This is a genomic window from uncultured Pseudokineococcus sp., from assembly GCF_947499845.1.
In the GTDB taxonomy this organism is placed as follows: domain Bacteria; phylum Actinomycetota; class Actinomycetes; order Actinomycetales; family Quadrisphaeraceae; genus Pseudokineococcus.
Genome location: NZ_CANMPM010000004.1, coordinates 235,315 through 261,979 on the forward strand (window position 1 = coordinate 235,315; position 26,665 = coordinate 261,979).

Consider the following 26,665-nt stretch of genomic DNA (forward strand, 5'->3'; position numbering starts at 1 on the left):
GGGCTCTCAGGCCTGGTCGGAGAAGGCGGAGCTGACGCCGCTCGGGCCCTCGTACTCGCGGTCCGGGATGCCGCGCAGCGCCTCGAGCACGTCGTCGGGGGCGCCGCTGTCCTCGGCCTTCTTGACGATGGCGTCCTTGCCGGCCGGGTAGTCCAGGCCCGACAGGTGCTTCTGCAGCTCGATCGGGTTGGGGCGGTTCGCCATGGCTCCTCCAGCGTGGTCGGGCGCCGAGGGGTCGGCGCCGGTGTCTCCGCCTCGCCCGGGCGCGCTGGCCCGGACGTCGCACGGGTCGCGCCGGTGCGCGCCCGCGGCCCCGCGCGGGGGCCGGCGCGGACACTCTGCCGCCTCCTCCCGACGGGCGCGCGGCGGCCCCCCGCTAGCGTCGCGGCCCGTGAGCACGCCTCCCCCTCCCGAGCCCGCCCCTGCCGCTCCGGCGAGCACCCCCGCCGCCGCCCCCGCCGGTCGGGGCGGGGCCCGCCGCGGCGCGCGGACCACCGTCGTCGTGGCGAGCATGAACCGGCGCGAGGAGCTGCTGGCGAGCCTGCGCCGGCACGAGGGCCCCGTCGTGCTCGTCGACAACGGCAGCACCGACGGCACGGTCGAGGCCGTGCGCGAGCAGCTGCCGCACGTCGACGTCGTCGCGCTGCCGGCCAACCGCGGCGCCGCGGCGCGCACCATCGGCGTCGAGCGGGCGCGGACCCCGTACGTGGCCTTCGCCGACGACGACTCCTGGTGGGCGCCGGGGATGCTCGAGCGCGGCGCCGACCTCTTCGACGCCTCCCCGCGGCTGGCCCTCGTGTGCGGGCGGATCCTCGTCGGCCCGGAGGAGCGGCCCGACGGCATCGGCGACCTCATGGCGCGCTCCGCGCTCGGCACGGACGACGACCTGCCCGGCCCGTCGCTGCTCGGCTTCGTCGCGTGCGCCGCGATGGTCCGCCGCGACGCCTTCCTCGAGGCCGGGGGGTTCGACGACGTCGTGTTCTTCCCCGGCGAGGAGGAGCGGCTGTCCTACGACCTGGCGGCCGCCGGTCACGGGCTCGCGTACGTCGAGGACCTCGTCGTCCACCACCACCCCTCGCCGTCGCGGGACGCCCCCCGCGAGCGCCAGGTCCGCATCGCCCGCGCCGCGCTGCTCACCGCCGTCATGCGCCGCCCCTGGCCGGCCGTGGCGCGGAGCCTCGTGACGACGCTGCGCTCGCACCCCGAGGCCGTGCGCCGGGCGCTGCCGTCCCTGCGGGCCGCCCTGCGGGCGCGGCGGCCCAACCCGCCCGCCGTCGAGGCCGGCATCCGGGCGCTGCGGCAGGGGGGCTGAGGCGCACGAGGTCCGAGGTCCTCCTCCGGAGGAGGACGTCGGCGGCGCGGGTAGCGTCGTCGCCGTGTCCGACCGCACCGCCGCGCCCTCCCCCGACGACGAGCCGCCCGCCGGCGCCCAGCCCGCGAGCGCGTCCTCGGCCGGGCCGTCGGCCGGCACGCCGACCGGCTCCTCGACCGGTCCGGGGCCGCGCCACGTGCCCGCGCACGGCCTGCACCTGCTGCACGTCGTCCGGACGGAGACCGTGACGCCGCAGATGCTGCGCGTCGTCCTCGGCGGGGCGGACCCGGCGGTGTTCACGGACGCGGCGCCGGGCGCGAAGGTCAAGATGGCGTTCCCCGCGCCGGGCGCGGGCTCCCCCGGTCTGGACGAGCTCGCCGTCTGCGCGCGGCGGTCGTACACCGTGCGGCGCGCCCGCGCCGGGGAGGGTGCCCGTGCCGGGGACCCCGCGGCGGGCGAGGTCGACGTCGACGTCGTCCTCCACGAGGGCGGGCTCGCCTCGAGCTGGGCGCAGGCCGCGCGGCCGGGCGACACCGTCGGCGCCTCCGGGCCGTCGTCGGGCTACCGGGCGCTGCCGACGACGGACGTCCACCTCCTCCTCGCCGACGCGACGGGCCTGCCCGCCGTCGCCGCCGTCGTCGAGGCGCTGCCCCCGGGCGCGCGAGCGGTCGCCGTCGTCGAGGTCGCGGACGCCGCCGAGGAGCAGGAGGTGGCCACGGCCGCCGACGTGGAGTGGCGCTGGGTGCACCGCGGGCCGGACGTCGCCGTCTCCGGCCAGCCCCTCGAGGCCGCCGTGACCGGGCTGGACTGGCCCGCGGGCGACGGCGAGCAGGTGCAGGTCCTGCTGGCCGCCGAGTCCGGCGCGGTGCGGCGCCTGCAGCGCCACCTCTCGGAGGTGCGGCGCGTCGACCCGCAACGGGTGCACGCCAAGGGCTACTGGAAGGTCGGCGCCTCGAAGAACGCCCCCGGCGTGCGGCGGCTGCGGCCGACGACGCCGCTCCCGGGCTGAGGCCGGGCGGCGCCGTCCGTCGCGCTGGGCCTCCGCTGCGCGACTGGCCCGCCCGCCGTCGCGCCCCCAGCATGGGCCGCTCCCGCCCGCACCACCCTGGAGGACCCGTGTCCCGCTCCGGCGACGACCTGCACCTGCGCATCGGCCGCGACGAGCTCGTGCTCCGGCAGCGCTACGAGCTGCTGAGCATCCTCAACGACGTCCTCATGGCGCTGTGGTTCGTCATCGGCAGCATCCTCTTCTTCTGGGAGTCGACGACGTACGCCGGCACGTGGTTCTTCCTCGTCGGCAGCCTCCAGTTCCTCGCCCGCCCCGCCATCCGCCTCGCGCGCAAGATCCACCTGCAGCGTCGGCACGGCTCGCCGCTCGACAGCGGCGCCGAGTACTGACCCGGGGACGGCGGCGCCGGCGCGGACCGAGCCGCCGCGGGCTCGGCGGGGCGTCACGCCGTCGGACCGACGCGGCCGCGGACCTCGAGGGCCGACGCGCCGTCACGACGCCCCTGATGTCCGCGGTCGACGCGAGCCGACTCGTTCGGATGGTCGTCGTACGCACGTTCGAGTGACAGGGCATCGTCGCAGGTCAGGGGCCTGCAGCGAGGGCTCGGTTGTCGGTGGTCGCCCCTAGCGTCGTCCCCGTGGCGGTCGAGGACGGCGGACGCGACGGGACGGGCGAGCAGCCCGCCCCGCCCGCACCGACGAGCCCTCCCAACGCTCCCGCTCCGACCCCCGACCCGACCACCGAGCCCGACGCTGAGCCTGCCGCCGGGCAGGACGGCGCCACGGTCGCCGACGGTCTCGCGGCCCTGACCGCGACCCTCGACGCCCTGCTCGCCGCCGAGACCTGGCGGTGCACTGACGACGAGGTCCGCGCCGCGGTGGTCGGCCTCGAGCGCCTGGCGTCCCGTCTCGACGCCGTCCGCCTGCGCCTGCTGTCCACCGCCGAGGAGCGCCGCGTCGGACGCGCGTCCGGGGCACCGTCGACCGCCGACTGGCTCGTCGGCGCCACGACCACCCGCGCCGAGCACGCCCGCCGTCGGGTCGACCTCGCCGTCGCGCTCGACACCGACCTCGCCCCGACCCGCACCGCCCTCGCGTGCGGCGACCTGACGGGCGACCACGCCGGCGTCATCCGCACCGCCCTGCTGCGCCTGCACCCCGACGTCGACCCCGCGACCCGAGCAGACGCCCAGGCCTTCCTCGTCGAGCAGGCCCGCCACCTCGACCCGCGGCAGCTCGCCCGCGTGGGCCGCCACCTCACCGCCCGCCTGGACCCGGGTGCCGACGACGACCTCGCCCGCACCGAGGCGCGCCAGGAGGACCAGCGGCAGGTCCGGTGCACCCAGACCGACGACGGCGCCTGGCTCCTGTCCGGCGTCCTCGACCCGGTCGGCGGCGCGACCCTCATGGCCGCTCTCGAGCCGCTCTCCACCCCCCGGCCCGCGTCCGACGGCACCCCGGACACCCGCTCGCACGCCCGACGGCTGGCCGACGCGCTGCTCACCGTCGCCGACGCCCACCTCGCCGGCCGCGCCGGGTCCTCGTCCTCACGGCCGCGACTGCTGGTCACGGTGCCGCTGGCGACCCTTCTCGACCCCGCGGCACCCGGCGCCGCTCCTGGCCACCTGCCCGGCGGCCACCCCGTCTCCGGCGAGACGGCGGGCCTGCTCGCGTGCGACGCGCAGCTCGTGCCCGTCCTCACGACGGCGGAGGGACGACCGCTCGACGTCGGCCGCTCCGTCTACGCGTGGCCCGAGGCCATCCGCACCGCCATCCGGCTGCGGGACCAGACCTGCACCTTCGGCTCCTGCACCCGCCCCGCCGAGTGGTGCCACGTCCACCACGTCACCGAGTACTCCCGCGGCGGGTCGACCAGCGAGCGCAACGGCACCTGCCTCTGCGGCCACCACCACCGCCTCGTCCACCGCCAGGGCTGGCGCGGCGAGCTGCGCGGCACCCAGGTCGTCTGGCACCCGCCGGACAGCAGCGATCCCCACGTCCCGCCCCCGCCCTGGCGAGAACGGGTCGACCGCGTCGTCGACGCGTGGCGCCGGCGCGCTTACACAGATTGCGAAACCGCTACACGGCCCGACGGTCACAGCTAGCCTCTTCGTTGCCTCGAAGAGCGACTCACTTTCCGCCACCCCCCTTCAGTATGCCCGTGACCCACAGGAGAGAGACGACATGGTGCGCTTTAGCGCTCTAAAGGTCAGCAATTTTCGCGCGATCGAGGCCATGGAATTGCTCAACCTTACTGACTTCATCGTCATTGCAGGTCCAAACGGTAGCGGAAAATCATGCGTCTTCGACGCGCTGCGGCTTATTAAATCTGTTTATGGTGGATACCAGGCCAACGAGTACATGCAGTGGTTCGGTGAGTTCCAGATCAATCTGAACGACCGGCGAGAATTAGCCCGACTCTTCCGCGAACCGACACGAGAAGTGAGCATCACCGCAACGGTGCAACTGTCGGACGAGGAGAAGGGGTATCTAACGGGGAACGCTGAGTCTGCTCTTGAACCCCTAGTGTGGGCGGAGGTAACGGGCCAGTCGCTGGAGAACTACGCCTACTCAACGACGGCTATCGCCACTCAATATCGCCAGTATGGCACGCAGGTCGCGCAACGCATCAGCGAACGAGCAGCACAACTGCGCGCGGCTCTTGACGCAGAGAACTACGAACTACGACTGACCATCTCCCCAGACTTCTCACTACAGGCGCTGCCGTGCCCTGTCATGGAAATGGTGTTTCAGATATTCGACCCGGACCACCTAGGCATATTGGACTACCACAGCGCCTCGAGGAGCTACCAGCGGGAGACCGTCGGCGGCGTCAACCTGGATGCTCGTCAGGTAGAAAGTCAGCGACGCAGCCAGTCCTTGTATAACTGGCAGGGCAAGTACGCCAACGTTAAGACGGAACTAGCGGCCACCTACATTCGTGAGTTAATCGCACGGGAATCCGGTACTGGATCAAGCGTCTCCGACCTGAACGAGACACTGAAGGAGCTGTTCGCGACCTTCTTCCCCGACAAAGAGTACCTGGGAGTGCAGGCCCAGGCCAACGGCACGTTGTCCTTTCCCGTGCGGACCAGAGCGGGCCAGTTGCACGACATTAATGACTTAAGTTCAGGAGAGAAGGAGGTCGTCTACGGCTACCTACGCCTGAAGGCCTCTACGCCGCGTAACTCCACGATTCTATTGGACGAACCCGAACTTCATCTCAACCCGGGATTACTACAAGGTTTTCCCGATTTCTACCACCGGCACCTCGGTCGCGCCCAAGGCAACCAACTGTGGCTAGTAACGCATTCGGACGCCCTACTCCGTCAGGCGGTAGGCAACGGTAATTTTAGCGTCTTTCACATGACCACGGCCAGCGAGCCCAGCACGGGAAATCAAGCCATCCCTGTGCTAGCGGACTCTGAAGCCGAACAGGCGATTATCGACCTCGTTGGCGACCTGGCAACGTACCGCCCACAGGGCGCAGTCGTCCTCTTCGAGGGTGGTGGAGACACTGAGATAGACGTGCTGATTACCTCGCGCCTATTCCCGGCATTCGCCGGGCGCGTCAACCTCGTCAGCGGGGGCAGCAAGAAGCGCGTGCGGGACCTTCGAGAAGTCCTGAGCCAGACAGCACAAGACATCGGCCTGGCTGATCGCTTCTACGCCATTACGGACAAGGACTCCGCGGCCTACACTGCCGCGGAGGTTGGGGCGAGGCACTTCTCATGGGATGTCTACCATATCGAGAACTACCTACTCGAGCCGAAGTTTATTCGAGCGGCCGCTGTGGCTCTTTTGGCGCGGGATCCCTTTTCAAACGACGACGACGTCCTAGCTCACCTACGGGTGTGTGCTGAACAACTCGTCTCCGACCAGGTTATGGAGAGGCTACAGGCCTGGGCGAATGACGCACTCGTTGCTTCCATCCAAGTGCGGGGCCCGTCGTCCCCCGACCCCGCCGACGCACTAATGCCCTCAATCACGGCAACTTTCAGTCGCCTCGACAAGGCCCGCGAGCAGCTGACCAATCGAGAGGCACTGCAAAAAATGGCTCGGACCTTCGACAGGGAGGTGCGTGATTGGCTAGCCGATGACTCTTGGATCAAGGAGTTCCCGGGCCGCCGACTACTCAAGGCCTTCGTTGGTCAACATTTGGGCGGGAGCGCCAACTATGAGGCATTTAGGAATCTAGTGTTGGACAAGATGGTCGATGCTGGCCATCAACCTGCAGGCATGCAATCGGTGATTGACAGGATCAGGCCATAAGGAGTGACGCAGTGACATTAGCTGACTGATGCGAGTCCAGCTCTGGCCCTTTTGGTGACCGTCCTGCTTAGGTCAGTCGTCCTCCCACCCGAACAGCAGCCGCTCGACGACCGCCCTCGCCCGGCGGGTGCGGCGGCGGTGCTCGTCGTCCAGCGCGCCGGCGGAACCGGTCGGCATCCCCAGGAGGCGCGCGACGCCCTCGAGGTCGTCGAGGTCGGTGGGGACGACGTCGCCGGGGCGCCCGGTCCACAGGGCGATCGCGGCGCGCACGCGCGAGCCCCAGCGCCAGGCGTCCTCGAGGACGTCGGCGTCCTCGGCCGCGACGAGGTCGGCCGCGGTGGCGGCCGCGAGGGCGCCGAGCGTCGACGTCGTCCGCAGCGCGGGCACGCGGTGGGCGTGCTGCAGCTGCAGGAGCTGGACCGTCCACTCGACGTCCGAGATGCCGCCGGGCCCGAGCTTGACGTGCCGGCGCGGGTCGACGCCGCGGGGCAGCCGCTCGGACTCCACGCGCGCCTTGATGCGGCGCACTTCGCGCACCCGCGCGTCGTCGAGCCCGCCGGCGGGGTAGCGCACGCCCTCGACGAGGGCGGTGAAGGCGGCGCCGAGCTCGGCGTCCCCGGCGACGACCTCGGCGCGCAGCAGCGCCTGGGCCTCCCACACGTCCGACCAGCGCGCGTAGTAGGCGGCGTAGGAGGACAGCGAGCGCGACAGCGGGCCGTTCCGGCCCTCCGGGCGCAGCGCGGCGTCGACCTCGAGCGCCGGCTCGGGGCCGAGGGACTTGAGGAGGCGCTGCACCTCCCCCGCCACGGCGACGGCGACGTCCTGCGCCTGCTGCTCGGAGGCGCCGTCGCGCGGCTCGTGCACGAAGAGCACGTCGGCGTCGCTGGCGTAGGTGAGCTCGCGCCCGCCGAGGCGGCCCATCCCGACGACGGCCATGCGCACCGGGAGGGGCTCCCCCAGCCGCGCCGACACGGCGCGGACGGCGGCCACCAGCCCGCCCTGCAGCACGACGCGCGTCGCGGCCGACAGCGCTTCGCCCACCTCGTCGAGCGTGACGACGCCGGACAGGTCGCCGACGGCCGTGCGGGTCATCTCCCGCCGCCGGACGGCGCGCACCGCGGTGACGGCGTCGACGGGGTCGCGGTGGCGCGCCAGCACGGAGCCGACCTCGGCGCGCAGCTGCTCGTACGGGCGCGGGCGCAGCTCGGACTCGCCCTCGAGCCACCGGGCCGCCTCCGGCGCCTGCAGCAGAAGGTCGGCCGCCATGCGGCTGCCGGTGAGGAGGTTGGCGAGGCGCTCGGCGGCCACGCCGTCGTCGCGGAGCATCTGCAGGTACCAGTGGGTGCCGCCGAGGGACTCCGACAGCCGCCGGAACGACAGGAGCCCGGAGTCGGGGTCGGCCCCGTCGGCGAACCAGCCCAGCAGCACGGGCAGCAGCTGGCGCTGGATGGACGCCCGCCGGGTCACACCCGCGGTCAGCGACTCGAGGTGGCGCAGCGCCCCCGCCGGGTCGCGGTACCCGAGGGCCTGCAGCCGCTCGCGGGCCGCCTCGGGGCCCAGCCGCACGTCCTCGGTCGACAGCCGCGCGGCGGCCCCCAGCAGCGGCCGGTAGAAGAGCCGCTCGTGCAGGCGCCGCACGGTCGTGCGGGTCTGCTGCCAGCGCTCCTCGAGCGCCGCCTCGCCGTCGAGGCCGGCGGCCCGCGCGAGGCGGCGCAGGTCCCCCTCGCCGGTGGGCAGGACGTGCGTGCGCACGAGGCGCGACAGCTGGAGCCGGTGCTCGAGCACCCGCAGCCACCGGTAGGCGCGGTCGAGGGCGCCGGCGTCGCCGCGGCCCACGTACCCGTAGGTCGCCAGCGCCTCGAGGGCGTCCAGCGTCGTCGCGCTCCGCAGCCGCGGCTCGGCGCGCCCGTGCACGAGCTGCAGCATCTGGACGCTGAACTCGACGTCGCGCAGGCCACCGGGGCCGAGCTTGAGCTGGCGGGGGGCCTCCTTGGCCGGGATGTGGTCCTCGACGCGGCGGCGCATCGCCTGGGTGTCCGTGACGAAGCCCGGGCGCTGGGCGGCCTCCCAGACGAAGGGGCGCACCGCCGCGAGGTACGTGGCCGCGACCTCCGCGTCACCGGCGACGTACCGCGCCTTGAGGAGCGCCTGGAACTCCCACGTGCTGGCCCACCGCTCGTAGTAGGCGCGGTGGCTCTCCGGCGTCCGCACGAGCGGGCCGGCGCCGCCCTCGGGCCGCAGGTTCGCGTCGACGGGCCACAGGGCGCCCTCGGCCGTGTACGCCGAGCAGTGCTTGGCCAGCAGCCGCGCGAGCTTCGTGCCGACGGCGACGGCCTGCTCCTCCGAGGCGCCCTCCCCCGGCTCGACGGCGTAGACCACGTCGACGTCGCTGACGTAGTTGAGCTCGCGCCCCCCGCACTTGCCCATCCCGATGACGGCGAGGCGCGCGGCGCGGTGCTCCTCGCCCACGTCGCGGCGGGCGAGCGCGAGCGCCGTCTCCAGGGCGGCGCCCGCGAGGTCGGCGAGCTCGCGGCCGACGTCGCCGACGCGGCGCTCCGGGGTGCGGGCGGCCAGGTCGCGCCCGGCGAGCGAGAGTAGGCGGCGCCGGTAGGCGCGGCGCAGGTCGTCGCCCGTGGCCTCCGGCGCCGCCACGGGAGCCGGGTCCTGCGGGTCGGCGCCCACCCACCGCAGCAGCTCGGCGCGCAGCGCCTCGCCGGGCACGGGGACGTCGTCCTCCTCGAGGACCTCGGCGTCGCCGGGGTGGCGCACGAGCCCGTCGGCCAGCGCCGACGATCCGCCGAGGACGGCGACGAGCCGGTCACGGCCGGGGCCGGGCACCGAGAGCAGCCGCAGCGCCGGCGAGCCCGGGTGCTCGGCCATCCGGGCGACGGCGCGGAGCGCCGCGTCGGGGTCGGGGGAGGCCCCGAGGACCTGCACGAGCTCCTCTGCCGCCTCCTGCGGGGGCAGCGACGCCGACGGCGCGGGAGGACGGCGCGCCCCGCCGCGCGCCGGCGGCCGCGCTGCGCCCTCGACGGCGCCCCAGCGCCGGAGGACCGCCCCTGTCGCCTGCTCCGCCAGGACGCGCTGCGCCGCACCGGGGTCGGTGAAGCCGCGGCGGGCGAGCAGCGCCGTCGAGACGGTCGGGGCGCTCACGCCGGCGCCCCGCTCGTCGCCGCAGCCGCCGCCACCGCCGGCGCGGGAGCCGTCGGCCGCACGGATTCGCCCGCCGGCGCCCCGGGCGAGCGCTCGGCACGGGCGGCCGCCGCCTCCGCCAGCAGGACCCGCGCGTGCCGGCGGGCGCCCTCGGCGAGCTCGGGCTCGGCCTCGGCGACCGCGCCGACGACACCCTCGACGGTCAGCCCGCCGGCGGCCAGCTGGCGGCGGACGTCGTCGTCATCGCACCAGGCGGCGACGACCTCGCCGGTGGCCTCCGGGTGGTACTGCACCCCGCGGGCCCGACCGACGCGGAAGACCTGGACGTCGCACGCCGCCGACGTGGCGAGAACCTCGCCGCCCGCCGGCAGCTCCAGCACCGCGTCGCCATGGGACTGGACGGCGCGCCACGGGCCGTCCCCGCCGACCGCAGACAGCAGGTCGTCCTCGACGCCGTCCACCGGCAGCACCGGCAGGACCCCGTGCTCGGGCCCCCGCGGCGCCGGCCCGGTGCGGCCGCCCGTGGCGCGGGCCAGCAGCTGGGCGCCGAGGCACACCCCGAGCACGGGCGTGCCGTCGGCCACGCAGGCGGCGAGCAGGGCGCGCACGGCGGGCAGCCACGGCCAGCGCGCGTCGTCGTCAGCCGCTGACGTGCCGCCGAGGACGACGAGCGCGTCGTGGCCGCCGTGGCGACGGCCGGGGCCCCGTCGGCCGAGCGAGGACGGCAGCGGCTGCCCGAGGTCGGGGCGGACGACGTCGACGACCGCGCCCTCCCGCACCAGCGCGTCGCCGAGCACCGCCGGCGGGCACACGTCCTCGTGCTGGACGACGAGCACCCGCAGCGGCTCGTCCGCACCCGAGCCCTCGCGACCCGAGCTCTCGCGACTGCCGCCGGCGCGCCCAGTGCCCTCGCGCCCAGTGCCCTCGCGCCCGGTGCCCTCGTGCCCCACGCCGGCCCCCTCGCCGCCCGTCACGTCGTCGGCCTCAGAGCCAGGAGAGGAAGCGGCGCAGCTCGAAGGGCGTCACCTGGGCCCGGTAGTCGACCCACTCGGCACGCTTGTTGCGCAGCACGTGCTCGAACATGCTCTCCCCCAGCGTCTCCGCGACGAGCTCGCTGCCCTCGGTGAGCGAGATGGCGTGGTCGAGGCTGGCGGGCAGCTGCCCGATGCCCATCGCGCGCCGCTCGGCCCCGGACAGCAGGGCCACGTCCTCCTCGACGCCGTCGGCGAGCGGGTACTCCTCCTCGACGCCCTTGAGGCCGGCCGCGAGCAGGACGGCGTAGGCGAGGTAGGGGTTGGCGGCCGCGTCGATGCCGCGGTGCTCCACGCGCGCCGACTGCGCCTTGCCGGGCTTGTACATCGGCACCCGGACGAGCCCCGAGCGGTTGTTGTGCCCCCAGGCGATGTCCGACGGCGCCTCGGACCCGCCCCAGAGCCGCTTGTAGCTGTTGACGAACTGGCTCGTGATGAGCGTCGTCTCGGGCGCGTGGCGCAGGAGGCCGGCGATGAAGTGGCGCGCCGTCGCGCTGAGCTCGTACTTGGCGCCGGGCTCGTGGAAGGCGTTGCGGTCGCCCTCGAAGAGGGACAGGTGCGTGTGCATGCCGCTGCCCGGCTGGTCGGCCAGGGGCTTGGGCATGAAGGAGGCGTAGACGCCCTGCTGCAGCGCGACCTCCTTGACGACCGTGCGGAACGTCATGACGTTGTCGGCCGTCGTCAGCGCGTCGGCGTACCGCAGGTCGATCTCGTTCTGCCCGGGGCCGGCCTCGTGGTGGCTGAACTCCACGGAGATGCCCATGGCCTCGAGCATCGCGATCGCCGCGCGCCGGAAGTCGTGGGTCGCGCCCCCGGCCACGTGGTCGAAGTAGCCCATGGTGTCGACCGGGACCGGCGGGTGCACCGGGTCCGTCCGACCGTCGCCCACGCTGTCCGCGGGCGTGCCGCGGAAGAGGTAGAACTCGATCTCGGGGTGCGTGTAGAAGGTGAAGCCCTTCTCCGCCGCCCGCGACAGGGTGCGCTTGAGCACGTTGCGGGAGTCCGCGAGCGCCGGCTCCCCGTCGGGCGTGAGGACGTCGCAGAACATCCGCGCCGTGCCCGCGCTGCCGCCGTCGCCGCGCCACGGGAGCACCTGGAAGGTCGACGGGTCGGGCCGGGCGATCATGTCGGCCTCCGACCGCCGCGCCAGGCCCTCGATCGAGCTGCCGTCGAAGCCGATGCCCTCCGAGAAGGCGCCCTCGAGCTCCGCGGGCGCGATGGCCACCGACTTCAGGCCGCCCAGCACGTCGCTGAACCACAGCCGGACGAAGCGGATGTCGCGCTCCTCGATCGACCGGAGCACGAACTCCTGCTGGCGGTCCATCCGTCCCCATCCCTTCGCCGGTGCCGGACCGCGCTCGCCCCTCGGGCGCGGCGGCCCGAGCGGGCGGGCCACCGGCCGCCGGGCGTGGTCGTGCGGACCTCGTCCCGGCGACGTGCGCGGTGCGCCCGCGGGCGCGGCGCCCATCCTGCCAGCGGCCCGCCCCGGCGACCCGGTAGCCCGCGACCCCGTCGCCCGAGAGCCCGTCCCCCGAGAGCCCGTCCCCCGAGAGCCCGTCCCCCGAGAGCCCGTCCCCCGAGAGCCCGTCGCCCGCGAGCCCGTCACCGACGACGTCGCCGCCCGCGGCGCCCGCGGTGGCGCGCCCCCGAGGGGTGGAGACGCGTGCCCCGGCATACCGTCCCGGCGTGACGAGCACCCCCCGGCAGTCCTCGCAGGCCCATCCCGAGCCCGGCGACGGCCGCGACGAGAGCCGCCCCCCGCGTCCCCGCAGCGGCGGGGGCGAGAGCCGGGGACAGGAGGAGGGGTCCGAGCGCGGTCACGAGCAGGGCCAGGACCCGCGTCGCTGGAAGGCGCTGGCGGTCTGCCTGGTGTCGGGCTTCATGACGCTGCTCGACGTCTCGATCATCAACGTCGCGCTCCCCTCGATCAGCCAGGACCTCGGCGCCAGCGGCAGCGACCTGCAGTGGGTGCTGTCGGGCTACGCGCTGGCCTTCGGCCTCGTGCTCGTGCCGGCGGGACGCCTGGGCGACGCGCACGGACGGCGACGCGTCTTCGTCGCCGGCCTCGCGACCTTCACCCTCGCGAGCCTCGCGTGCGGCCTGGCGCCCTCCCCCGGCTGGCTGCTCGCCTTCCGCCTGCTGCAGGGCGTCGGCGGCGGCCTCCTGCAGCCCCAGGTGGCCGCCTTCATCCAGTCGCTCTTCTCCGGCCCCGAGCGCGGGCGCGCCTTCGGCCTGCTCGGCACGAGCATCGGGCTGTCGACGGCGGTCGGCCCCCTCCTCGGCGGGACCATCCTCTCGGTCGACCCCGACCCGTCGTCGTGGCGCCTCGTCTTCTTCGTCAACATCCCCATCGGCCTCGCGGGCGTCGTCCTGGCGCTGCGGTGGCTCCCGGCGAGTCGGCCGGCGGACGACGGCGGGCCCCGCCCGAAGGTGGACCTCGTCGGCGTCGCGCTGCTGGCCCTCACCCTCACCGCGCTGCTCCTGCCCCTGCTCGAGCAGCCCCCGGCGCTGGCCTGGGTCGCCCTGTGGGTCGCGTCCGCGGCGCTCGCCGTGGCCTTCGTGCGGTGGGAGCAGCGTCGGGGGCGCACCGGGCGGGACGCCGTCGTCGACCTGTCCCTCTTCCGCGCGAGCCGCTACCGCAACGGCGTGCTCGTGGGGCTCGTCTACTTCACCGGCTTCACGACGATCTTCTTCGTCCTGTCCATCTACCTCCAGGACGGCCTCGGCATGTCGCCCCTGGCGGCGGGCCTCACCCAGACGCCCTTCGCCGTCGGCGGCGCCATCACCCCCGTCATCGCCGGGAGGGCGGTCGAGCGGCTCGGCCGCCGGCTCGTCGTCGGCGGCCTGACGGCGGTGGCCGTCGGGCTCCTCGGGGTGCTCGCTATCGTGGCGACCCTCTCGAGCTCCCTCGAGCCCTGGCAGCTCGGCCTCGTCCTCGTCGTCCCGCTCCTCGTCGGCGGCGCGGGCAGCGGCGTCGTCATCTCCCCCAACACGACCCTGACCCTGTCCGTCGTGGAGCCGGGGAGCTCGGGCTCGGCCAGCGGGGTGCTGCAGACGAGCCAGCGCATCGGCTCGTCCGTCGGCATCGCCCTCGTCGGCGCCGTCTACTTCGGCGTCGTCGCAGCCTCCGGCGGGAGCACCGGCGGCGGGGTCCCCGGCGGTGGGGGCGGCGGCGGGGGCGACGCGAGCGCCTACGGGGCGGGGCTGTCGGCCAGCCTGGCGGTCGCCGTGGTGCTCGTCCTGCTCGCCCTCGTGCCGGCCGTCGCCGACCTGCGCGCCGAGCGGCGCGAGCAGCGGGCCGACGAGGGCGCCGACGCCTCCGCCTAGCCCCCTCCTCCCGAGCCCCCGAGCCGCCGAGCCGCCGAGCGACCGGGCGGGGGCCGGGCGCCGCGTGGCTACGCTCGCGGCATGCCCTCCCTGCGCCTGGCCCTGGCCCAGGTCGACACCACCGTGGGCGACCTCGACGGCAACGCGGCGCTCGTCCGGCGCGCGGCCGCCGAGGCCGCGGCGGCGGGCGCCGACCTCCTCGTCCTGCCCGAGCTGGCGCTCACCGGGTACCCGGTGGAGGACCTGGCGCTGCGCCGATCCTTCGTCGACGCCTCCCGCGCCGCCGTCGGCCGCCTCGCCGAGGACCTCGCCGCGGACGGCCTGGGAGACCTGCCCGTCCTGGTCGGCTACGTCGACCGAGCCTCGGGTCCCGTCGCCGAGGGCGTCAGCGCGGCCGGGCGCGGGCAGCGCGAGGGCGGCGGCGAGGAGTCCGCCGGCAGCGAGAGCGGCGCCACCGGCGTCCCGAAGGGCCTGCCGCAGAACTGCGCCGCGCTGCTCCACGGCGGGCGGCAGGTCGGCCGGTACGCCAAGCACCACCTGCCCAACTACGGGGTCTTCGACGAGTTCCGCATCTTCGTGCCCGGCCGCGACCTGCTCGTCGCCCGCGTGCGCGGCGTCGACGTCGCCGTCGCCGTCTGCGAGGACCTCTGGCAGGAGGGCGGCCCCGTCGCGGCCGCGCGCGAGGCGGACGCCGAGCTCCTCGTCGTCCTCAACGCCTCCCCCTTCGAGCGCGCCAAGGACGACACCCGCCTGGCGCTGTGCCGGCGGCGCGCCCGCGAGGCGGAGGCCGTCCTCGCCTACGTCAACAGCGTCGGCGGCCAGGACGACCTCGTCTTCGACGGCGGCTCCGTCGTCGTGGCCCCGGGCGGCGAGGTGCTCGCCCGCGGCGAGGCCTTCGCCGAGCAGCTCCTCGTCGTCGACCTCGACCTCCCCGAGGGCGACCCGAGCCCGCCCGACGTCGAGCGGGTGCAGCGCGTCGTCGTCTCGCAGGAGCCCGCACCCGCGCGCGAGCCGGTGCCCGCGCCCCTCGCGGAGCCGCTGGAGGACATGGCCGAGCTGTGGGCCGCGCTCGTCCTCGGCCTCGGCGACTACGTCCGCAAGAACGGCTTCCGCCAGGTGCTCCTCGGGCTCTCCGGCGGGATCGACTCGGCGGTCTGCGCCGCCCTCGCCGTCGACGCGCTGGGACCGGACGGGGTCGTCGGCATCTCCATGCCCAGCTCGTACTCGACCGAGCACTCGCGCAGCGACGCCGACGACCTGGCCGAGCGGCTCGGCATCGACTACCGCGTGCACCCCATCGCGCCGATGGTCGAGGCCTTCCTCGCGAACGTGCCGATGAGCGGCGTCGCCGAGGAGAACCTGCAGGCGCGGGTGCGCGGCACGCTGCTCATGGGCGTCTCGAACTCCGAGGGCCAGCTCGTCCTGACGACGTCGAACAAGAGCGAGCTGTCCGTCGGCTACTCGACGATCTACGGCGACTCGGTCGGCGGGTACGCGCCGCTCAAGGACGTCGCGAAGACCGACGTGTGGCGGCTCGCGCGCTGGCGCGACGCCGACGCCCGGGCCCGCGGCGAGCGGGAGCCGATCCCCGAGGCCTCCATCACCAAGGCCCCGTCGGCCGAGCTGCGCCCCGACCAGACCGACCAGGACTCCCTGCCCGAGTACGACGTCCTCGACGCGCTGCTCGAGGACTACGTGGTCCGGGCCATGGGCCGCTCGGAGCTCCTCGAGGCGGGCCACGCCCTCGACGACGTGGAGAAGGTCGTCGGCCTCGTCGACCGCGCCGAGTGGAAGCGGCGCCAGGGCGCCCCCGGCCCGAAGACGACCGCCGTCGCCTTCGGGCGCGACCGCCGCCTGCCCATCACGACGCACTGGCGCGAGGAGGACGAGTGAGCGAGCAACCGGCGCCCTACGGGGGTGCTCCGGCGACGCCCGCCGACCCCGCGGCGGCGCCCGCCCGCACCCCCCGCGTCGTCCGGACGACGACCCTGAGGCGGTGGAAGACCGAGGGCCGTCGCTGGGCGATGCTCACGGCCTACGACGCGCTCACCGCCTCCGCGCTCGACGACGCCGGCGTCCCCGTGCTGCTCGTCGGCGACTCCGCGGGGACGACCGTGCTCGGGCAGACGTCGACGCTCGCCGTCACGGTCGAGGAGATGCTCGTCCTCGTGCGGGCCGTCGTGCGCGGGACGGCGCGGGCGCTCGTCGTCGCGGACCTGCCCTTCGGCAGCTACCAGGCGGGCCCCGCCCAGGCGCTCGCCACCGGTGTGCGCATGCTCAAGGAGGGCGGCGCCGCGGCCGTCAAGCTCGAGGGCGGCGCCGCCGTCGCCCCGTCGGTGCGCGCGCTCGTCGACGCGGGGGTGCCCGTCATGGGCCACGTCGGCTTCACCCCGCAGTCCGAGCACGCCCTGGGCGGCTACCGCGTCCAGGGGCGCGGCGACGACGCCGACCGCCTGCTCGCGGACGCCCGGGCCCTCGAGGCGGCCGGGGCCTTCGCCGTCGTCGTCGAGATGGTGCCGTCCGCGGTCGCCGCGCGGCTGGCCCGCGAGCTGGCCGTGCCCGTGGTCGGCATCGGTGCCGGACCCGGGACGGACGCCCAGGTGCTCGTCGTCACCGACATGGCCGGGCTCGGCGGAGGCCGCACGCCCCGGTTCGTCCAGCGCTACGCCGACCTGCGCGGCGAGCTGGGCCGTGCCGCGGCGGCCTTCGCGGCGGACGTCGAGGACGGCTCCTTCCCCGCGGCGGAGCACGAGTTCACGGACTGAGCCGCACTGCGGCGAGGGCCCCGACGAGCAGGAGCCGTCCACGAGCGTGACCGTGCACGGTCACGCTCGTGGACGGCTCCTGGCCCGGTGGCGCCTCAGCGGGCCGCGTCGCCCGCCAGCTCGGCCGTGACGACGAGGTTCTCGGTGGAGCGGCCGCCGTCCTCGCGCTGGAAGCACGTGATGAGCACCAGGCGGCCGGGGTGGACGGCCCAGACCTCGTCGGCGTCCGGCAGCTCGCCCTTGCCGTAGCGGCGCACGTCGGTGATCGCGTACTCGGCGGTGCCGGAGGGGGTCTCGACCTCGACGCGGTCCCCGGGGCCCACCGCACCGCCCCGGAAGTCGGCGTCGAGCAGCGGGTCGAAGGCGGCCTCGCCGCGGCTCCAGGAGTGGGCGGCGATGTAGACCGTGTTGTCCGGTGCGGAAGCCCCCGCCCCCGGCCGGCCGTACGGGTCGATCCAGTACGCTTCCGTCATGGTCGGCGGGTTGATGGCCCCGCCGTCCGGCTCGAGGGGGTGCACGGGCAGGTCGATGCCGACCGACGGCACGCGCAGGCGGACGTCGGCGTCCGCGGCCTGGGCCGGCGCCGCCGTCGGCTGCGGCTCCACCGCCGTCAGCTGCGGCTCCTCCTCCGGCGCCGTGGCCCCCTCCGTGCGCGGGGCCACGGTGAGGGCGGGCTCCGGCGCGGCGGCGCCCTGCGCCGACGTGCCTGCGGCCCCGAGCTCGGGCTCCTCCCCCGTCAGGCCCGCAGCGAGGAGGCACCCCCCCGTGACGGCCAGCAGCCCCGCCGCGACCAGGGCCGCAGCGCGCCGCGGCGGGCGCCGGCGCTCCCCGCGGGGAGCGCCGGCGCCCACCGGGGAGCCGGTGTCAGGCGCGCCCACGGCGCCCCGTGCGCAGGGCCGCGGCCCCGCCGACGGTGGCGACGGCGAGCAGGCCGGCGCCGACGGCCACGAGGCCGCCGTCCGCGCCGCCGCCCTCGACGCCCGTGTTGGAGCGCAGGCCCGGGTTCTGCCCCGACGGCGCCGCCGGAGCGGGCGCGGGAGCCGTGACCGTGACGGTCGGCGTGGGTGCCGGCGCGGGCGCGGGCGCCGCTGCCAGCTCGAGCTCGCCGAGGGCGACGACGGAGACGGCGTCGTCGGTGGTCGGCGGGAACAGCACCATGAGGTAGGTCCCCGGCTCCAGGTCCTCCGACGCCCGCACGGTGGCGGTCGCGTCCTCGCTCTCGTCACCGTCCTCGACGGCCAGCGCCGTCGCGCCGCCGAGAGAGCCAGCCGAGTGCTCCCCGGCGGCCTCGGCGAGGGCGCGGGCCAGGTCGGCGCCCGACGCGGTCCCGACCTCGTCGGACCCCTCGGCGCCGAGCACGGCGAAGGAGTCGGCGAGCGACTCGAGCTCGAGGTCGACCCCGTCGTCGTCGCCCTCGGTCGTGAGCGGGATGACGAAGCCGTCGAGCCCGTCGAGGTCCGCGACACCGAGCTCCTGCAGGCTCGACGTGCTCGGGAGGACGACCTCGAAGGTCTCACCGACCTGGGCGGCGACCGGCTCCTCGACGGAGGCGACGGCGTCGAGGTAGGTCGCGTCCACCTCGGCCGGCGACCGCACGAGGTCGGCGGCCCGGTCGGTCGGGTCCAGGTCCAGGGGGACGAGCACCTCGAAGGACGGGGCCTCGGGGAACTCGAGCACCTCCAGGCCGTCGACGAGCAGGTAGACGTCGTCGACGTCGACGAGCGCGGGGTCGTCGGCCGGGAGGTCCACGGTCAGCACGGTCCCGTCGACCTGGGGCTCGAGGTCGTCCGCGAGACGGATCGCCTCCCGGCGGGGGTCCGCACCCGACTCGTAGGCGTCCTCGAACGCCTCAGCCGGGACCAGCACCGCCTCGACCTCGCCGTGGTTCACGGCCAGGTCGGGCAGCTGCACCACGACCGTGCCGTCCTGGACCAGGTCGACCGGCGTCGCGTCCAGCTCGTCCGCCTGGTCGACGTCCAGCGGCGTGCCGTAGGCGGAGAACGCCACGTCCTGCCCCGGGTCGAGCACGAAGGAGGACGAGGCCGCCGTCGCGCTGGGCGCGGCGAGGGCGAGGGCGGTGGTGGCGGCCAGGACGCCGAGCCCGGTGGCGGCGGCTCGGCGGGTGGTCGTGCGCGGCATGGAGGCCCCTTCGGGGGTCGAGGCGGGCGCGTGGCGGCCCGCGGCGTCGAGAACCTATCGGCCGCGCACCGTCCGGACCGGAGGATTCCGACATCTCGGTGCGGTGACGGACGACGCCCCGCCCACCCGGGGGTGGACGGGGCGTCGGGGTCGTGGGCGGGGGGTGGCCGGCCCGAGAGCCGGCCGCCGCCTCACCAGCCGCGCGAGGCCAGGCGGTGCGGCTCGGGGATGGCGTCGACGTTGAGGCCGACCATCGCGTCGCCGAGCCCGCGGGAGACCTTGGCCACGACGTCGGGGTCGTCGTGGAAGGTGGTCGCCTTGACGATGGCCGCGGCCCGGTCGGCCGGGTTGCCCGACTTGAAGATGCCGGAGCCGACGAACACGCCCTCGGCGCCCAGCTGCATCATCATCGCGGCGTCGGCCGGCGTGGCGATGCCGCCCGCGGTGAAGAGGACGACGGGCAGCTTCCCGGCCGCCGCGACCTCGGCGACGAGCTCGGACGGCGCCTGCAGCTCCTTGGCGGCGACGTACAGCTCGTCGCTGCTCATCGACGTGAGGCGGGCGATCTCGCCGCGGATGGTGCGGATGTGGCCCGTGGCGTTCGAGACGTCGCCGGTGCCCGCCTCGCCCTTGGAGCGGATCATGGCCGCGCCCTCGGTGATGCGCCGCAGGGCCTCGCCGAGGTTCGTCGCGCCGCACACGAAGGGCACCGTGAAGCGCCACTTGTCGATGTGGTGGACGTAGTCGGCGGGGGTGAGGACCTCGGACTCGTCGACGTAGTCCACGCCGAGGCTCTGCAGCACCTGCGCCTCGACGAAGTGGCCGATGCGCGCCTTCGCCATGACGGGGATCGAGACGGCGTCGACGATGCCCTGGACCAGGTCGGGGTCGCTCATGCGGGCCACCCCGCCCTGGGCGCGGATGTCGGCGGGGACGCGCTCGAGGGCCATGACGGCGACGGCGCCGGCGTCCTCGGCGATCTTCGCCTGCTCGGCCGTGACGACGTCCATGATGACGCCGCCCTTGAGCATCTCGGCCATGCCGCGCTTGACCCGGGCGGTGCCGCGGGCCGCGCTGTCGCGGGCGCTCTCCCCCGGCCCGGTGGGCGGCTGGGCGGCGGCGGGCTGGGTCGTCTCGGGCGTGGGCACCGGTACCTCGCAGGTCTACGGACGGGTGGGGGCGTCGCGTCGGGCGGGGGCCGCTCGACCGCGGGCGGGCGCGGCGGCGGGGGCCGCCTCACCGCGTCCTCATGGTAGGCCCGGGGCCGCCCTCCCCCGTCGCCGGGCGCGCTGCCCCCGACGCGTCCCGGGAGGAGGGCGGAGGGGCGTCGCGCGGGGGCGCCACCGGGCTCAGGGCAGCAGGCCCGGGGGCGGCTCGTCGTCGACCTCGAAGGTGCGCGGCTCCGGCGCGCGCCCGGCGAGGCGGCCCCACCGCACGAGCCGGCTGCGCCGGCGGCGGCGCACCTGCACCTGCGCCTCGTTGGAGAACCTCCGGGCCAGGCGCAGCCGGCGGCACTCCGCGGCCAGGTCCTCGAGCAGCGGCGCCGCCGAGGGGTCCTGCCCCAGGGGCACGAGCACCTCGGGCGGCAGCGCGGCCCGCAGCGCGGCCGACAGGTCGCTCTCGGCCCGCTCGCGCTCGGCCGTCAGCCGTCCCGGCCCTGTCGCCGCGCCCGCGTCCCGCCGGCCGTCGTCCCGGCCCACCTCCCGGCGTCCCTCCCCGACCCTCGCCCCCTCGTGCGCTCCCTCCTCGTCCGGGCGCTCGGTCGCGGTGTCCCCGACCTCCTCGCCCTCCCCGAGGGCGTCGGCGGCGGCGACGGCGAGGAGCACCGACGACGCCGGGTCGAGCAGGCCGCTGCGCGCCAGCCGGTCGGCGGCCGCGGCGCGCCGCACGAGCTGCTCCACGAGGGCCGCCCGGGCCCCGTCGGCGCGCCGGTGGAGGCGGTCCAGGCGCCGGGCCGCCGTGCTGAGCAGCAGCGCCGCCAGAGCCAGCCCCAGGACGACCAGGGGCACCAGCACGAGGAGGCGGACGTCGACGAGCACCGCGGCCGGGCCGGCCGCCGCCACGAGGGCGCCCCTCACCGCGCACCGCCGCGGCGGGTCGGCGGGACGGACGCGCGGGCCTCCGCCCGGCTGCCCCGCAGCACCGTCTCGTAGACGGCGACGAGCTCGTCGGCGACGACCGCCCAGTCGTAGCGGCGCACCGCCGCCGCGGCCGCCGCGCGGCGGGCCGCGGTCGCCGCGGGGTCGTCCAGGGCGCCCGCGACGGCGGCCGCGAGGGCGTCGGGGTCGCCGACGGCGAAGAGGGCCCCGAGCTCCCCCTGCGCGAGCACGCGCCGGAAGGCCGGCAGGGCGCTGGCCACGACCGGCGCGCCGGCCGCCATCGCCTCGACGAGGACGATGCCGAAGCTCTCCCCGCCGGTCTGCGGGGCGACGTAGGCGTCGACCGAGGCCAGCAGCGCCCGCTTGCCCTCCTCGCTCACCGGGCCCAGGAGCTCCAGCGCGGCGGCGTCCTCGGCGGGCAGCCGTCGGAGCGCCTCGCCGTCCCCGGAACCGGCGACGAGCACGCGCAGGCCGGGGTGGGCGGCGCGCAGGCGCGGCAGGGCCGCGGCCAGCACGGCCAGGCCCTTGCGCGGCTCGTCGAGGCGGCCGAGGAAGCCGAGCACGGGGGGCCTCCCTGCCCGCGCCCCCAGCCACCGGGGGTCCGGCGCCGCGCCGGCGAAGTCGTCCACCCGCACGCCGTTGGGGACGACCACGGCGTCGCCGCCGAGGTGCTCGACGACGGTCCGGCGCGCGTCCTCGCTCACCGCGACGCGCGCGGAGATGCGCTCGAAGCCCGGCCGCAGCAGCGGCTGGGCCGCCCGCATGGCCCGGGAGCGCTCGAGCGCGCTGTGGAAGGTGGCGACGACCGGCACCTCGGCGGCCAGGAGGGCGAGCAGGCCCAGGCTCGGCGACGCCGGCTCGTGGACGTGGACGAGGTCCCAGCGGCCGGCGGCCAGCCAGCGGCGCACCCGGGCGGCGGTGACGGGGCCGAAGGACAGGCGCGCGACCGACCCGTTGAAGGGCACGGCGACGACGCGGCCGGCCAGCTCGAGGCCGGGCTCCCCCGGCTCGCCGTCGTCGCGCGACGCGGCGGGTCCCCGCTCCCCGCCCGGGGCGAGCACGCCCACCTCGTGGCCCAGGCGCCGCAGCTCGCGCGCCTGGTCGCGCACGTGCAGCTGGACGCCGCCCGGCACGTCGAGGGCGTACGGGCAGACGACCCCGATCCTCACGACGCGCCCGAGCCCTCGCCCGAGCCCGCCCGCGCCGGCGCCGGCGCCGGCGCCGCGGCGGTCGGCGTCCCGGCGGTCCGCGTCCCGGCGGTCGGCGGGAGGAGCACCGGCTGCAGCACGTGCCAGTCCTGCGGGTGGCGCGCCACGGCGGCGCCCAGCACGTCGGCGACGCGCTGGGTGGTGCGGGCCACACGCTCGGGCCGGGGGCCGTCGGTGACGCGCTCGACCGGGTGCGGCCGGCCGCGCACCACCCAGCCCCCGGGCACGGAGGGGTCGCGGTCGTACCAGGCCTCGAGAGCGAACAGCGGGGCGCCCGCCAGGTCGGCGAGGGCCGCCGCCCCCGAGGCCACGCGCGCGCGCCCGCCGAGCAGGTCGACCTCCACGGCCGCGCCCCCGAGGTCGCGGTCGACGAGCAGGGGCACGAAGCCCCCCGCCCGCACGCGGCGCACGAGGGCGGGCAGCGGCGGCGCGCCGCCGCTGAGCGGCAGGGCCTCCACCCCGAGGGCGGTGCGGACCCGGCGGAAGGCCGCGTGCAGGTCGTCGTCGGCCAGCCGTTCCGCGACCGTCGTCACCGGCGCCAGCTCCAGCGCCGCGTAGGCGCCCATGACGTCCCAGCTCGCGGAGTGCGACAGCGCGACGACGGCGCCGCGGCCGTCCGCCAGCGCGGCCCGCAGGGCGTCGTCCTCCTCCAGCCGCACCGCCCGGCGGCGCCGGTCCTCGGGCCACCGCTCGAGGCGGAAGAGGTCGACCCAGTACCGGGCGTACGAGCGCAGCGCCGCCCGCAGCAGCCGTCGTGCCGCCCGGGGCGGGCGTCCCGGGTCGGTGAGCGCCAGGTTAGACCGCAGCTGCCGGACGCCGGCGAGGGGCCGGGCGCCGCGCACGCCCGGCGTCACGGCGAGCCGCCACACCGCGTCGGCGGCGAGGTCGCCGGCGGTGCGCGCCACGGGCTCCGGCAGGGCCGCGACGGCGCGCCACACGACCAGCAGCGGCGCGCTCACGGGGTGCGGCGGGCGAGCGCGGACGCCTGGCGGCGCACGGTGGCCACGCGCTGGCCGATGGTCACGGCGCTCAGCACCGCGAGGACGGCCAGCACGACGACGAGCAGGAGCGTCGGCGCGCCGAGGCCGACGAAGAAGGTCGCGGCGAGCACGGCGACGAGCCGGTCGGCGCGGGCGGCGATGCCGACGTCGGCGGTCATGCCCAGGCCCTCCGCGCGGGCCTTGGCGTACGAGACGACCGAGCCGAGCACGAGGCAGACGAGCGCCAGGACCCCCGCGGCGGGGCTCGCCCCGTCGCCGAGGAACCACAGCGCCACGCCGAGGAAGATCGCGGCGTCGCCGACGCGGTCGAGGGTGGAGTCGAGGAAGGCGCCCCAGGGGCCCGAGCGACCCGTCATGCGCGCCATGACGCCGTCGAGGGTGTCGGACAGGACGAAGGCCGTGATGACGAGGGGGCCGACGACGAGGTGGCCCGCCGGCAGGAGCAGCAGCGCGGCGAGCACGACGCCGAGGGTCCCCAGCACCGTGACGACGTCCGGGCTGACGCCGCGGCGCACGAGGGCGCGCGCCACCGGGGTGAACACGGCGGACATCACGGCGCGGGCGTAGCGGCTGAGCATGGTCAGCGAACCCTAGCCATGTGCACCACCGGCGTCGGACCGCCGCGCGGGGCGCCCGGGTCGGGGGTGCTCGCAGCCGGGCTCTCGTCCGGCGTGCTCAGGGCCGGCGTCGTCAGGGCCGGGTGCGGTCGGGCGCCGGCCAGGCGGCCGCCAGCTTGGCCCGCGTGTCGCCCAGCAGCTCGGGCACGGCCTTGGTGCGGCCGACGACGGGCAGGAAGTTGGCGTCCCCGCCCCACCGCGGGACGACGTGCTGGTGCAGGTGCCCGGCGATGCCCGCCCCCGCCACGGCGCCCTGGTTGACGCCGAGGTTGAAGCCGTGCGGCGCGCTGACCTCGGCGAGCACGCGCAGGGCGGTGCGCGTCATCCGGGCGACCTCGACGGTCTCGGACTCCGTGAGGTCGACGTAGGCGGCCACGTGCCGGTAGGGGCAGACCATGAGGTGGCCGGGGTTGTAGGGGTAGAGGTTGAGGACGGCGAAGCACTCCTCGCCGCGGGCCACGACGAGCCCGTCGGCGTCCTCCCCCTCCCGCGCCCGGCAGAAGGGGCACTGCGGTCCCTCCTGCTCGTCGGCGGGCTTGTCCACCCCGCCGATGTAGGCCATGCGGTGCGGGGTCCAGAGGCGCTCGAAGCCGTCGGCCTCGCCCGCGTACCACTCGGCGGGGTCGACCTGCGGTCCCCCGCCCTCCGGGCCGCCGTCGGCGGCGCCCGCCCCGGCCGGGGCGCTCACACCTGCGCCCGGGTGCGCACGGCGTCGACGACGCGCGCCACGGCCTCGTCGACGGGGACGCCGTTGTCCTGGCTGCCGTCGCGGAACCGGAAGCTCACGGCGCCCTTCTCGACGTCCTCGGCGCCGGCGATGAGCAGGAAGGGCACCTTCTGCTTCGTGTGCGTGCGGATCTTCTTCTGCATGCGGTCGTCGGAGTCGTCGACCTCGACCCGCACCCCCTGCGCGCGCAGGCGGGCGGCCACGTCGTGCAGGTGCGGCGCGAAGTCCCCGGCGACCGGGATCCCGACCACCTGCACCGGCGCGAGCCAGGGCGGGAAGGCGCCCGCGTAGTGCTCGAGCAGGACGCCGAAGAAGCGCTCGATCGAGCCGAAGAGCGCCCGGTGGATCATCACCGGCCGCTGCCGCGTGCCGTCGGCGGCCTGGTACTCCAGCTCGAAGCGCTGCGGCAGCTGGAAGTCGACCTGGATGGTCGACATCTGCCAGGTGCGGCCGATGGCGTCGCGCGCCTGCACGGAGATCTTCGGGCCGTAGAAGGCGGCGCCCCCCGGGTCGGGCACGAGCTCGAGGCCGGACGTGCCGGCGGCGTGGCGCAGGGCCTCGGTGGCCTCCTCCCAGTCCTCGTCGCTGCCGATCGACTTGTCCGGGTTCCGGGTCGACAGCTCGAGGTAGAAGTCGTCGAGGCCGTAGTCGCGCAGCAGGCCGAGCACGAAGTCGAGGAGGCTGCCGAGCTCGGCGGCCATCTGCTCGCGCGTGCAGTAGATGTGCGCGTCGTCCTGCGTCATGCCGCGCACGCGCGTGAGCCCGTGGACGACGCCCGACTTCTCGTACCGGTAGACCGTGCCGAACTCGAAGAGCCGCAGCGGCAGCTCCCGGTAGGAGCGGCCCCGGCTGCGGTAGACGAGGTTGTGGAACGGGCAGTTCATCGGCTTGAGGTAGTAGTCCTGGCCCTGCCGGCGCAGCGTCCCGTCGGCGTCGCGCACCTCGTCGAGGTGCATGGGCGGGAACATGCCGTCCGCGTACCAGTCGAGGTGCCCGGAGGTCTCGAAGAGGTCCTTCTTCGTGATGTGCGGGGTCGTGACGAAGGAGTAGCCCGACTCCTCGTGGCGGCGCCGCGAGTAGTCCTCCATCTCCCGGCGGACGACCCCGCCCCGGGGGTGGAAGACGGCGAGGCCGGAGCCGATCTCGTCGGGGAAGGAGAAGAGGTCGAGCTCGGTGCCGAGCCGTCGGTGGTCGCGGCGCTCGGCCTCGGCGAGCCGCTCGACGTAGGCGGTGAGCCCCTCCTTCGTGGCCCACGCGGTGCCGTAGACGCGCTGCAGCTGCGCGTTGGCCTGGTCCCCGCGCCAGTAGGCGGCGGCGGAGCGCGTGAGCGCGAAGGCGTTGCCCAGCGCCTTCGTCGACGGCGCGTGCGGGCCCCGGCACAGGTCGCGCCACGCCACGGAGCCGTCGCGCCGGACGTTCTCGTAGATCGTCAGCTCGCCGCCGCCGACCTCGACGGACGCGCCCTCGGCGACCTCCTCGCCGGCACCGGACCCGCCGCCCGGGCCCTTGAGGCCGATGAGCTCCAGCTTGTAGGGCTCGTCGGCCAGCTCGGCGCGCGCCTCCTCCTCGGTGACGACGCGGCGGCGGAAGCGCTGCCCCTCCTTGACGATGCGGCCCATGGCCTTCTGCAGGCCCTGGAGGTCCTCGGGCGTGAAGGGGACCTCGACGTCGAAGTCGTAGTAGAAGCCGTCGGTGACGGGCGGACCGATGCCGAGCCGCGCGTCGGGCCGCGCCGCCTGGACGGCCTGGGCCAGGACGTGGGCGGCCGAGTGCCGCAGCACGGCCAGCCCGTCGGGCGAGCCCGCCGTCACCGCCTCGACGACGTCGCCCTCGGCGACCTCGACGTCGAGGTCGCGCAGCTCGCCGCCGACCCGCGCGACGACGACGGCGTCGTCGCCGCGCCCCCCGCGGTGGTCGCCCTCGAGGACCTGCCAGGCCGTCGCGCCCCGCGGCACCCGGCGCTCCACGCGGCCGGTCCCGGTCTCGACGAGGACGGTGACGAGCGG

The 26,665-nt window shown here is 75.8% G+C and carries 21 protein-coding genes; 8 read left to right on the forward strand and 13 right to left on the reverse strand.

Annotation, left to right across the window (positions count from 1 at the left end):
• Positions 1 to 6 precede the first annotated feature (6 nt).
• On the reverse strand, positions 7 to 204 hold the full coding sequence (locus tag Q0789_RS06080; protein WP_171204368.1) for a DUF2795 domain-containing protein: 198 nt from the start codon (positions 202 to 204) through the stop codon (positions 7 to 9).
• A 187-nt stretch (positions 205 to 391) separates the two neighbouring features.
• Between Q0789_RS06080 and Q0789_RS06085 the strand changes: the two genes are divergently transcribed.
• The 5 genes from Q0789_RS06085 (at position 392) to Q0789_RS06105 (ending at position 6,592) form a co-directional block, all read left to right on the forward strand.
• Positions 392 to 1,312 carry a glycosyltransferase gene (locus Q0789_RS06085; RefSeq protein ID WP_298803153.1) on the forward strand — a complete coding sequence of 307 codons (921 nt, stop codon included), beginning with the start codon at positions 392 to 394 and terminating at the stop codon, positions 1,310 to 1,312.
• A gap of 64 nt (positions 1,313 to 1,376) precedes the next feature.
• Positions 1,377 to 2,321: a siderophore-interacting protein gene (locus Q0789_RS06090; RefSeq protein WP_298803156.1), complete on the forward strand. Its 945-nt coding sequence runs from the start codon at positions 1,377 to 1,379 to the stop codon at positions 2,319 to 2,321.
• Between the two features lie 107 nt (positions 2,322 to 2,428).
• A complete protein-coding gene (locus Q0789_RS06095) occupies positions 2,429 to 2,710 on the forward strand; it encodes a YrhK family protein (RefSeq protein WP_298803158.1) in 282 nt (93 codons plus the stop codon).
• Between the two features lie 248 nt (positions 2,711 to 2,958).
• The gene (locus Q0789_RS06100; RefSeq protein ID WP_298803161.1) at positions 2,959 to 4,425 is read left to right on the forward strand and encodes an HNH endonuclease signature motif containing protein; all 1,467 of its coding nucleotides are present in this window, start codon (positions 2,959 to 2,961) and stop codon (positions 4,423 to 4,425) included.
• Positions 4,426 to 4,504: 79 nt separating this feature from the next.
• The gene (locus Q0789_RS06105) at positions 4,505 to 6,592 is read left to right on the forward strand and encodes an AAA family ATPase (protein ID WP_298803163.1); all 2,088 of its coding nucleotides are present in this window, start codon (positions 4,505 to 4,507) and stop codon (positions 6,590 to 6,592) included.
• A 72-nt stretch (positions 6,593 to 6,664) separates the two neighbouring features.
• Here Q0789_RS06105 and Q0789_RS06110 read toward each other — a convergent pair whose 3' ends face one another.
• Genes Q0789_RS06110 through Q0789_RS06120 form a run of 3 tightly spaced genes read right to left on the reverse strand, consistent with a single transcriptional unit; the run spans position 6,665 to position 12,100 of the window.
• Positions 6,665 to 9,745, reverse strand: a complete 3,081-nt coding sequence (locus Q0789_RS06110) for a bifunctional [glutamine synthetase] adenylyltransferase/[glutamine synthetase]-adenylyl-L-tyrosine phosphorylase (RefSeq protein ID WP_298803165.1) — start codon at positions 9,743 to 9,745, stop codon at positions 6,665 to 6,667.
• Complete coding sequence (locus Q0789_RS06115; protein WP_298803167.1) at positions 9,742 to 10,695, reverse strand: type 1 glutamine amidotransferase; 954 nt, start codon at positions 10,693 to 10,695, stop codon at positions 9,742 to 9,744. Before Q0789_RS06115 ends, Q0789_RS06110 begins: the two co-directional genes overlap by 4 nt.
• Positions 10,696 to 10,729: 34 nt before the next feature.
• A complete protein-coding gene (locus Q0789_RS06120) occupies positions 10,730 to 12,100 on the reverse strand; it encodes a glutamine synthetase family protein (RefSeq protein ID WP_298803169.1) in 1,371 nt (456 codons plus the stop codon).
• Between the two features lie 362 nt (positions 12,101 to 12,462).
• Between Q0789_RS06120 and Q0789_RS06125 the strand changes: the two genes are divergently transcribed.
• From Q0789_RS06125 to panB, 3 genes are all read left to right on the forward strand, one after another.
• Complete coding sequence (locus Q0789_RS06125) at positions 12,463 to 14,103, forward strand: MFS transporter (RefSeq protein ID WP_298803171.1); 1,641 nt, start codon at positions 12,463 to 12,465, stop codon at positions 14,101 to 14,103.
• Between the two features lie 81 nt (positions 14,104 to 14,184).
• Positions 14,185 to 15,996, forward strand: a complete 1,812-nt coding sequence (locus Q0789_RS06130; protein ID WP_298803173.1) for an NAD+ synthase — start codon at positions 14,185 to 14,187, stop codon at positions 15,994 to 15,996.
• Positions 15,993 to 16,868, forward strand: coding sequence for a 3-methyl-2-oxobutanoate hydroxymethyltransferase (panB, locus tag Q0789_RS06135; RefSeq protein ID WP_298803175.1), 876 nt, complete (start codon positions 15,993 to 15,995; stop codon positions 16,866 to 16,868). Before Q0789_RS06130 ends, panB begins: the two co-directional genes overlap by 4 nt.
• 95 nt (positions 16,869 to 16,963) lie before the next feature.
• Here panB and Q0789_RS06140 read toward each other — a convergent pair whose 3' ends face one another.
• The 9 genes from Q0789_RS06140 to thrS all read right to left on the reverse strand — a co-directional run bounded on the left by Q0789_RS06140 (position 16,964) and on the right by thrS (position 26,614).
• Positions 16,964 to 17,746 (reverse strand): class F sortase, encoded by a 783-nt coding sequence (locus Q0789_RS06140; protein ID WP_298803177.1) that lies wholly within the window; start codon positions 17,744 to 17,746, stop codon positions 16,964 to 16,966.
• Positions 17,733 to 19,007, reverse strand: coding sequence for a hypothetical protein (locus Q0789_RS06145; protein WP_298803179.1), 1,275 nt, complete (start codon positions 19,005 to 19,007; stop codon positions 17,733 to 17,735). The genes Q0789_RS06140 and Q0789_RS06145 overlap by 14 nt, the downstream gene beginning before the upstream one ends.
• A 191-nt stretch (positions 19,008 to 19,198) precedes the next feature.
• On the reverse strand, positions 19,199 to 20,155 hold the full coding sequence (pdxS, locus tag Q0789_RS06150) for a pyridoxal 5'-phosphate synthase lyase subunit PdxS (RefSeq protein WP_298803182.1): 957 nt from the start codon (positions 20,153 to 20,155) through the stop codon (positions 19,199 to 19,201).
• A 201-nt stretch (positions 20,156 to 20,356) separates the two neighbouring features.
• Positions 20,357 to 21,070, reverse strand: a complete 714-nt coding sequence (locus Q0789_RS06155) for a hypothetical protein (protein WP_298803185.1) — start codon at positions 21,068 to 21,070, stop codon at positions 20,357 to 20,359.
• Positions 21,071 to 21,081: 11 nt separating this feature from the next.
• Positions 21,082 to 22,275, reverse strand: a complete 1,194-nt coding sequence (locus Q0789_RS06160) for a glycosyltransferase family 4 protein (protein ID WP_298803186.1) — start codon at positions 22,273 to 22,275, stop codon at positions 21,082 to 21,084.
• Entirely contained in the window at positions 22,272 to 23,273 is a 1,002-nt protein-coding gene (locus Q0789_RS06165) for a phosphatidylinositol mannoside acyltransferase (protein WP_298803188.1), read from the reverse strand. The genes Q0789_RS06160 and Q0789_RS06165 overlap by 4 nt, the downstream gene beginning before the upstream one ends.
• Positions 23,270 to 23,893: a phosphatidylinositol phosphate synthase gene (pgsA, locus tag Q0789_RS06170; RefSeq protein WP_171203490.1), complete on the reverse strand. Its 624-nt coding sequence runs from the start codon at positions 23,891 to 23,893 to the stop codon at positions 23,270 to 23,272. The genes Q0789_RS06165 and pgsA overlap by 4 nt, the downstream gene beginning before the upstream one ends.
• A gap of 112 nt (positions 23,894 to 24,005) precedes the next feature.
• On the reverse strand, positions 24,006 to 24,620 hold the full coding sequence (locus Q0789_RS06175) for an HIT domain-containing protein (protein ID WP_298803191.1): 615 nt from the start codon (positions 24,618 to 24,620) through the stop codon (positions 24,006 to 24,008).
• Complete coding sequence (gene thrS / locus Q0789_RS06180) at positions 24,617 to 26,614, reverse strand: threonine--tRNA ligase (protein ID WP_366917662.1); 1,998 nt, start codon at positions 26,612 to 26,614, stop codon at positions 24,617 to 24,619. The genes Q0789_RS06175 and thrS overlap by 4 nt, the downstream gene beginning before the upstream one ends.
• Between the last annotated feature and the right edge of the window lie 51 nt (positions 26,615 to 26,665).

Coding starts and splice junctions, on each gene's coding strand:
- Q0789_RS06080 (WP_171204368.1), bottom strand. CDS start 204: ATGGCGAACCGCCCCAACCCGATCGAGCTGCAGAAGCACCTGTCGGGC.
- Q0789_RS06105 (WP_298803163.1), top strand. CDS start 4,505: ATGGTGCGCTTTAGCGCTCTAAAGGTCAGCAATTTTCGCGCGATCGAG.
- Q0789_RS06120 (WP_298803169.1), bottom strand. CDS start 12,100: ATGGACCGCCAGCAGGAGTTCGTGCTCCGGTCGATCGAGGAGCGCGAC.
- Q0789_RS06130 (WP_298803173.1), top strand. CDS start 14,185: ATGCCCTCCCTGCGCCTGGCCCTGGCCCAGGTCGACACCACCGTGGGC.
- Q0789_RS06145 (WP_298803179.1), bottom strand. CDS start 19,007: ATGCCGCGCACGACCACCCGCCGAGCCGCCGCCACCGGGCTCGGCGTC.
- pgsA (WP_171203490.1), bottom strand. CDS start 23,893: ATGCTCAGCCGCTACGCCCGCGCCGTGATGTCCGCCGTGTTCACCCCG.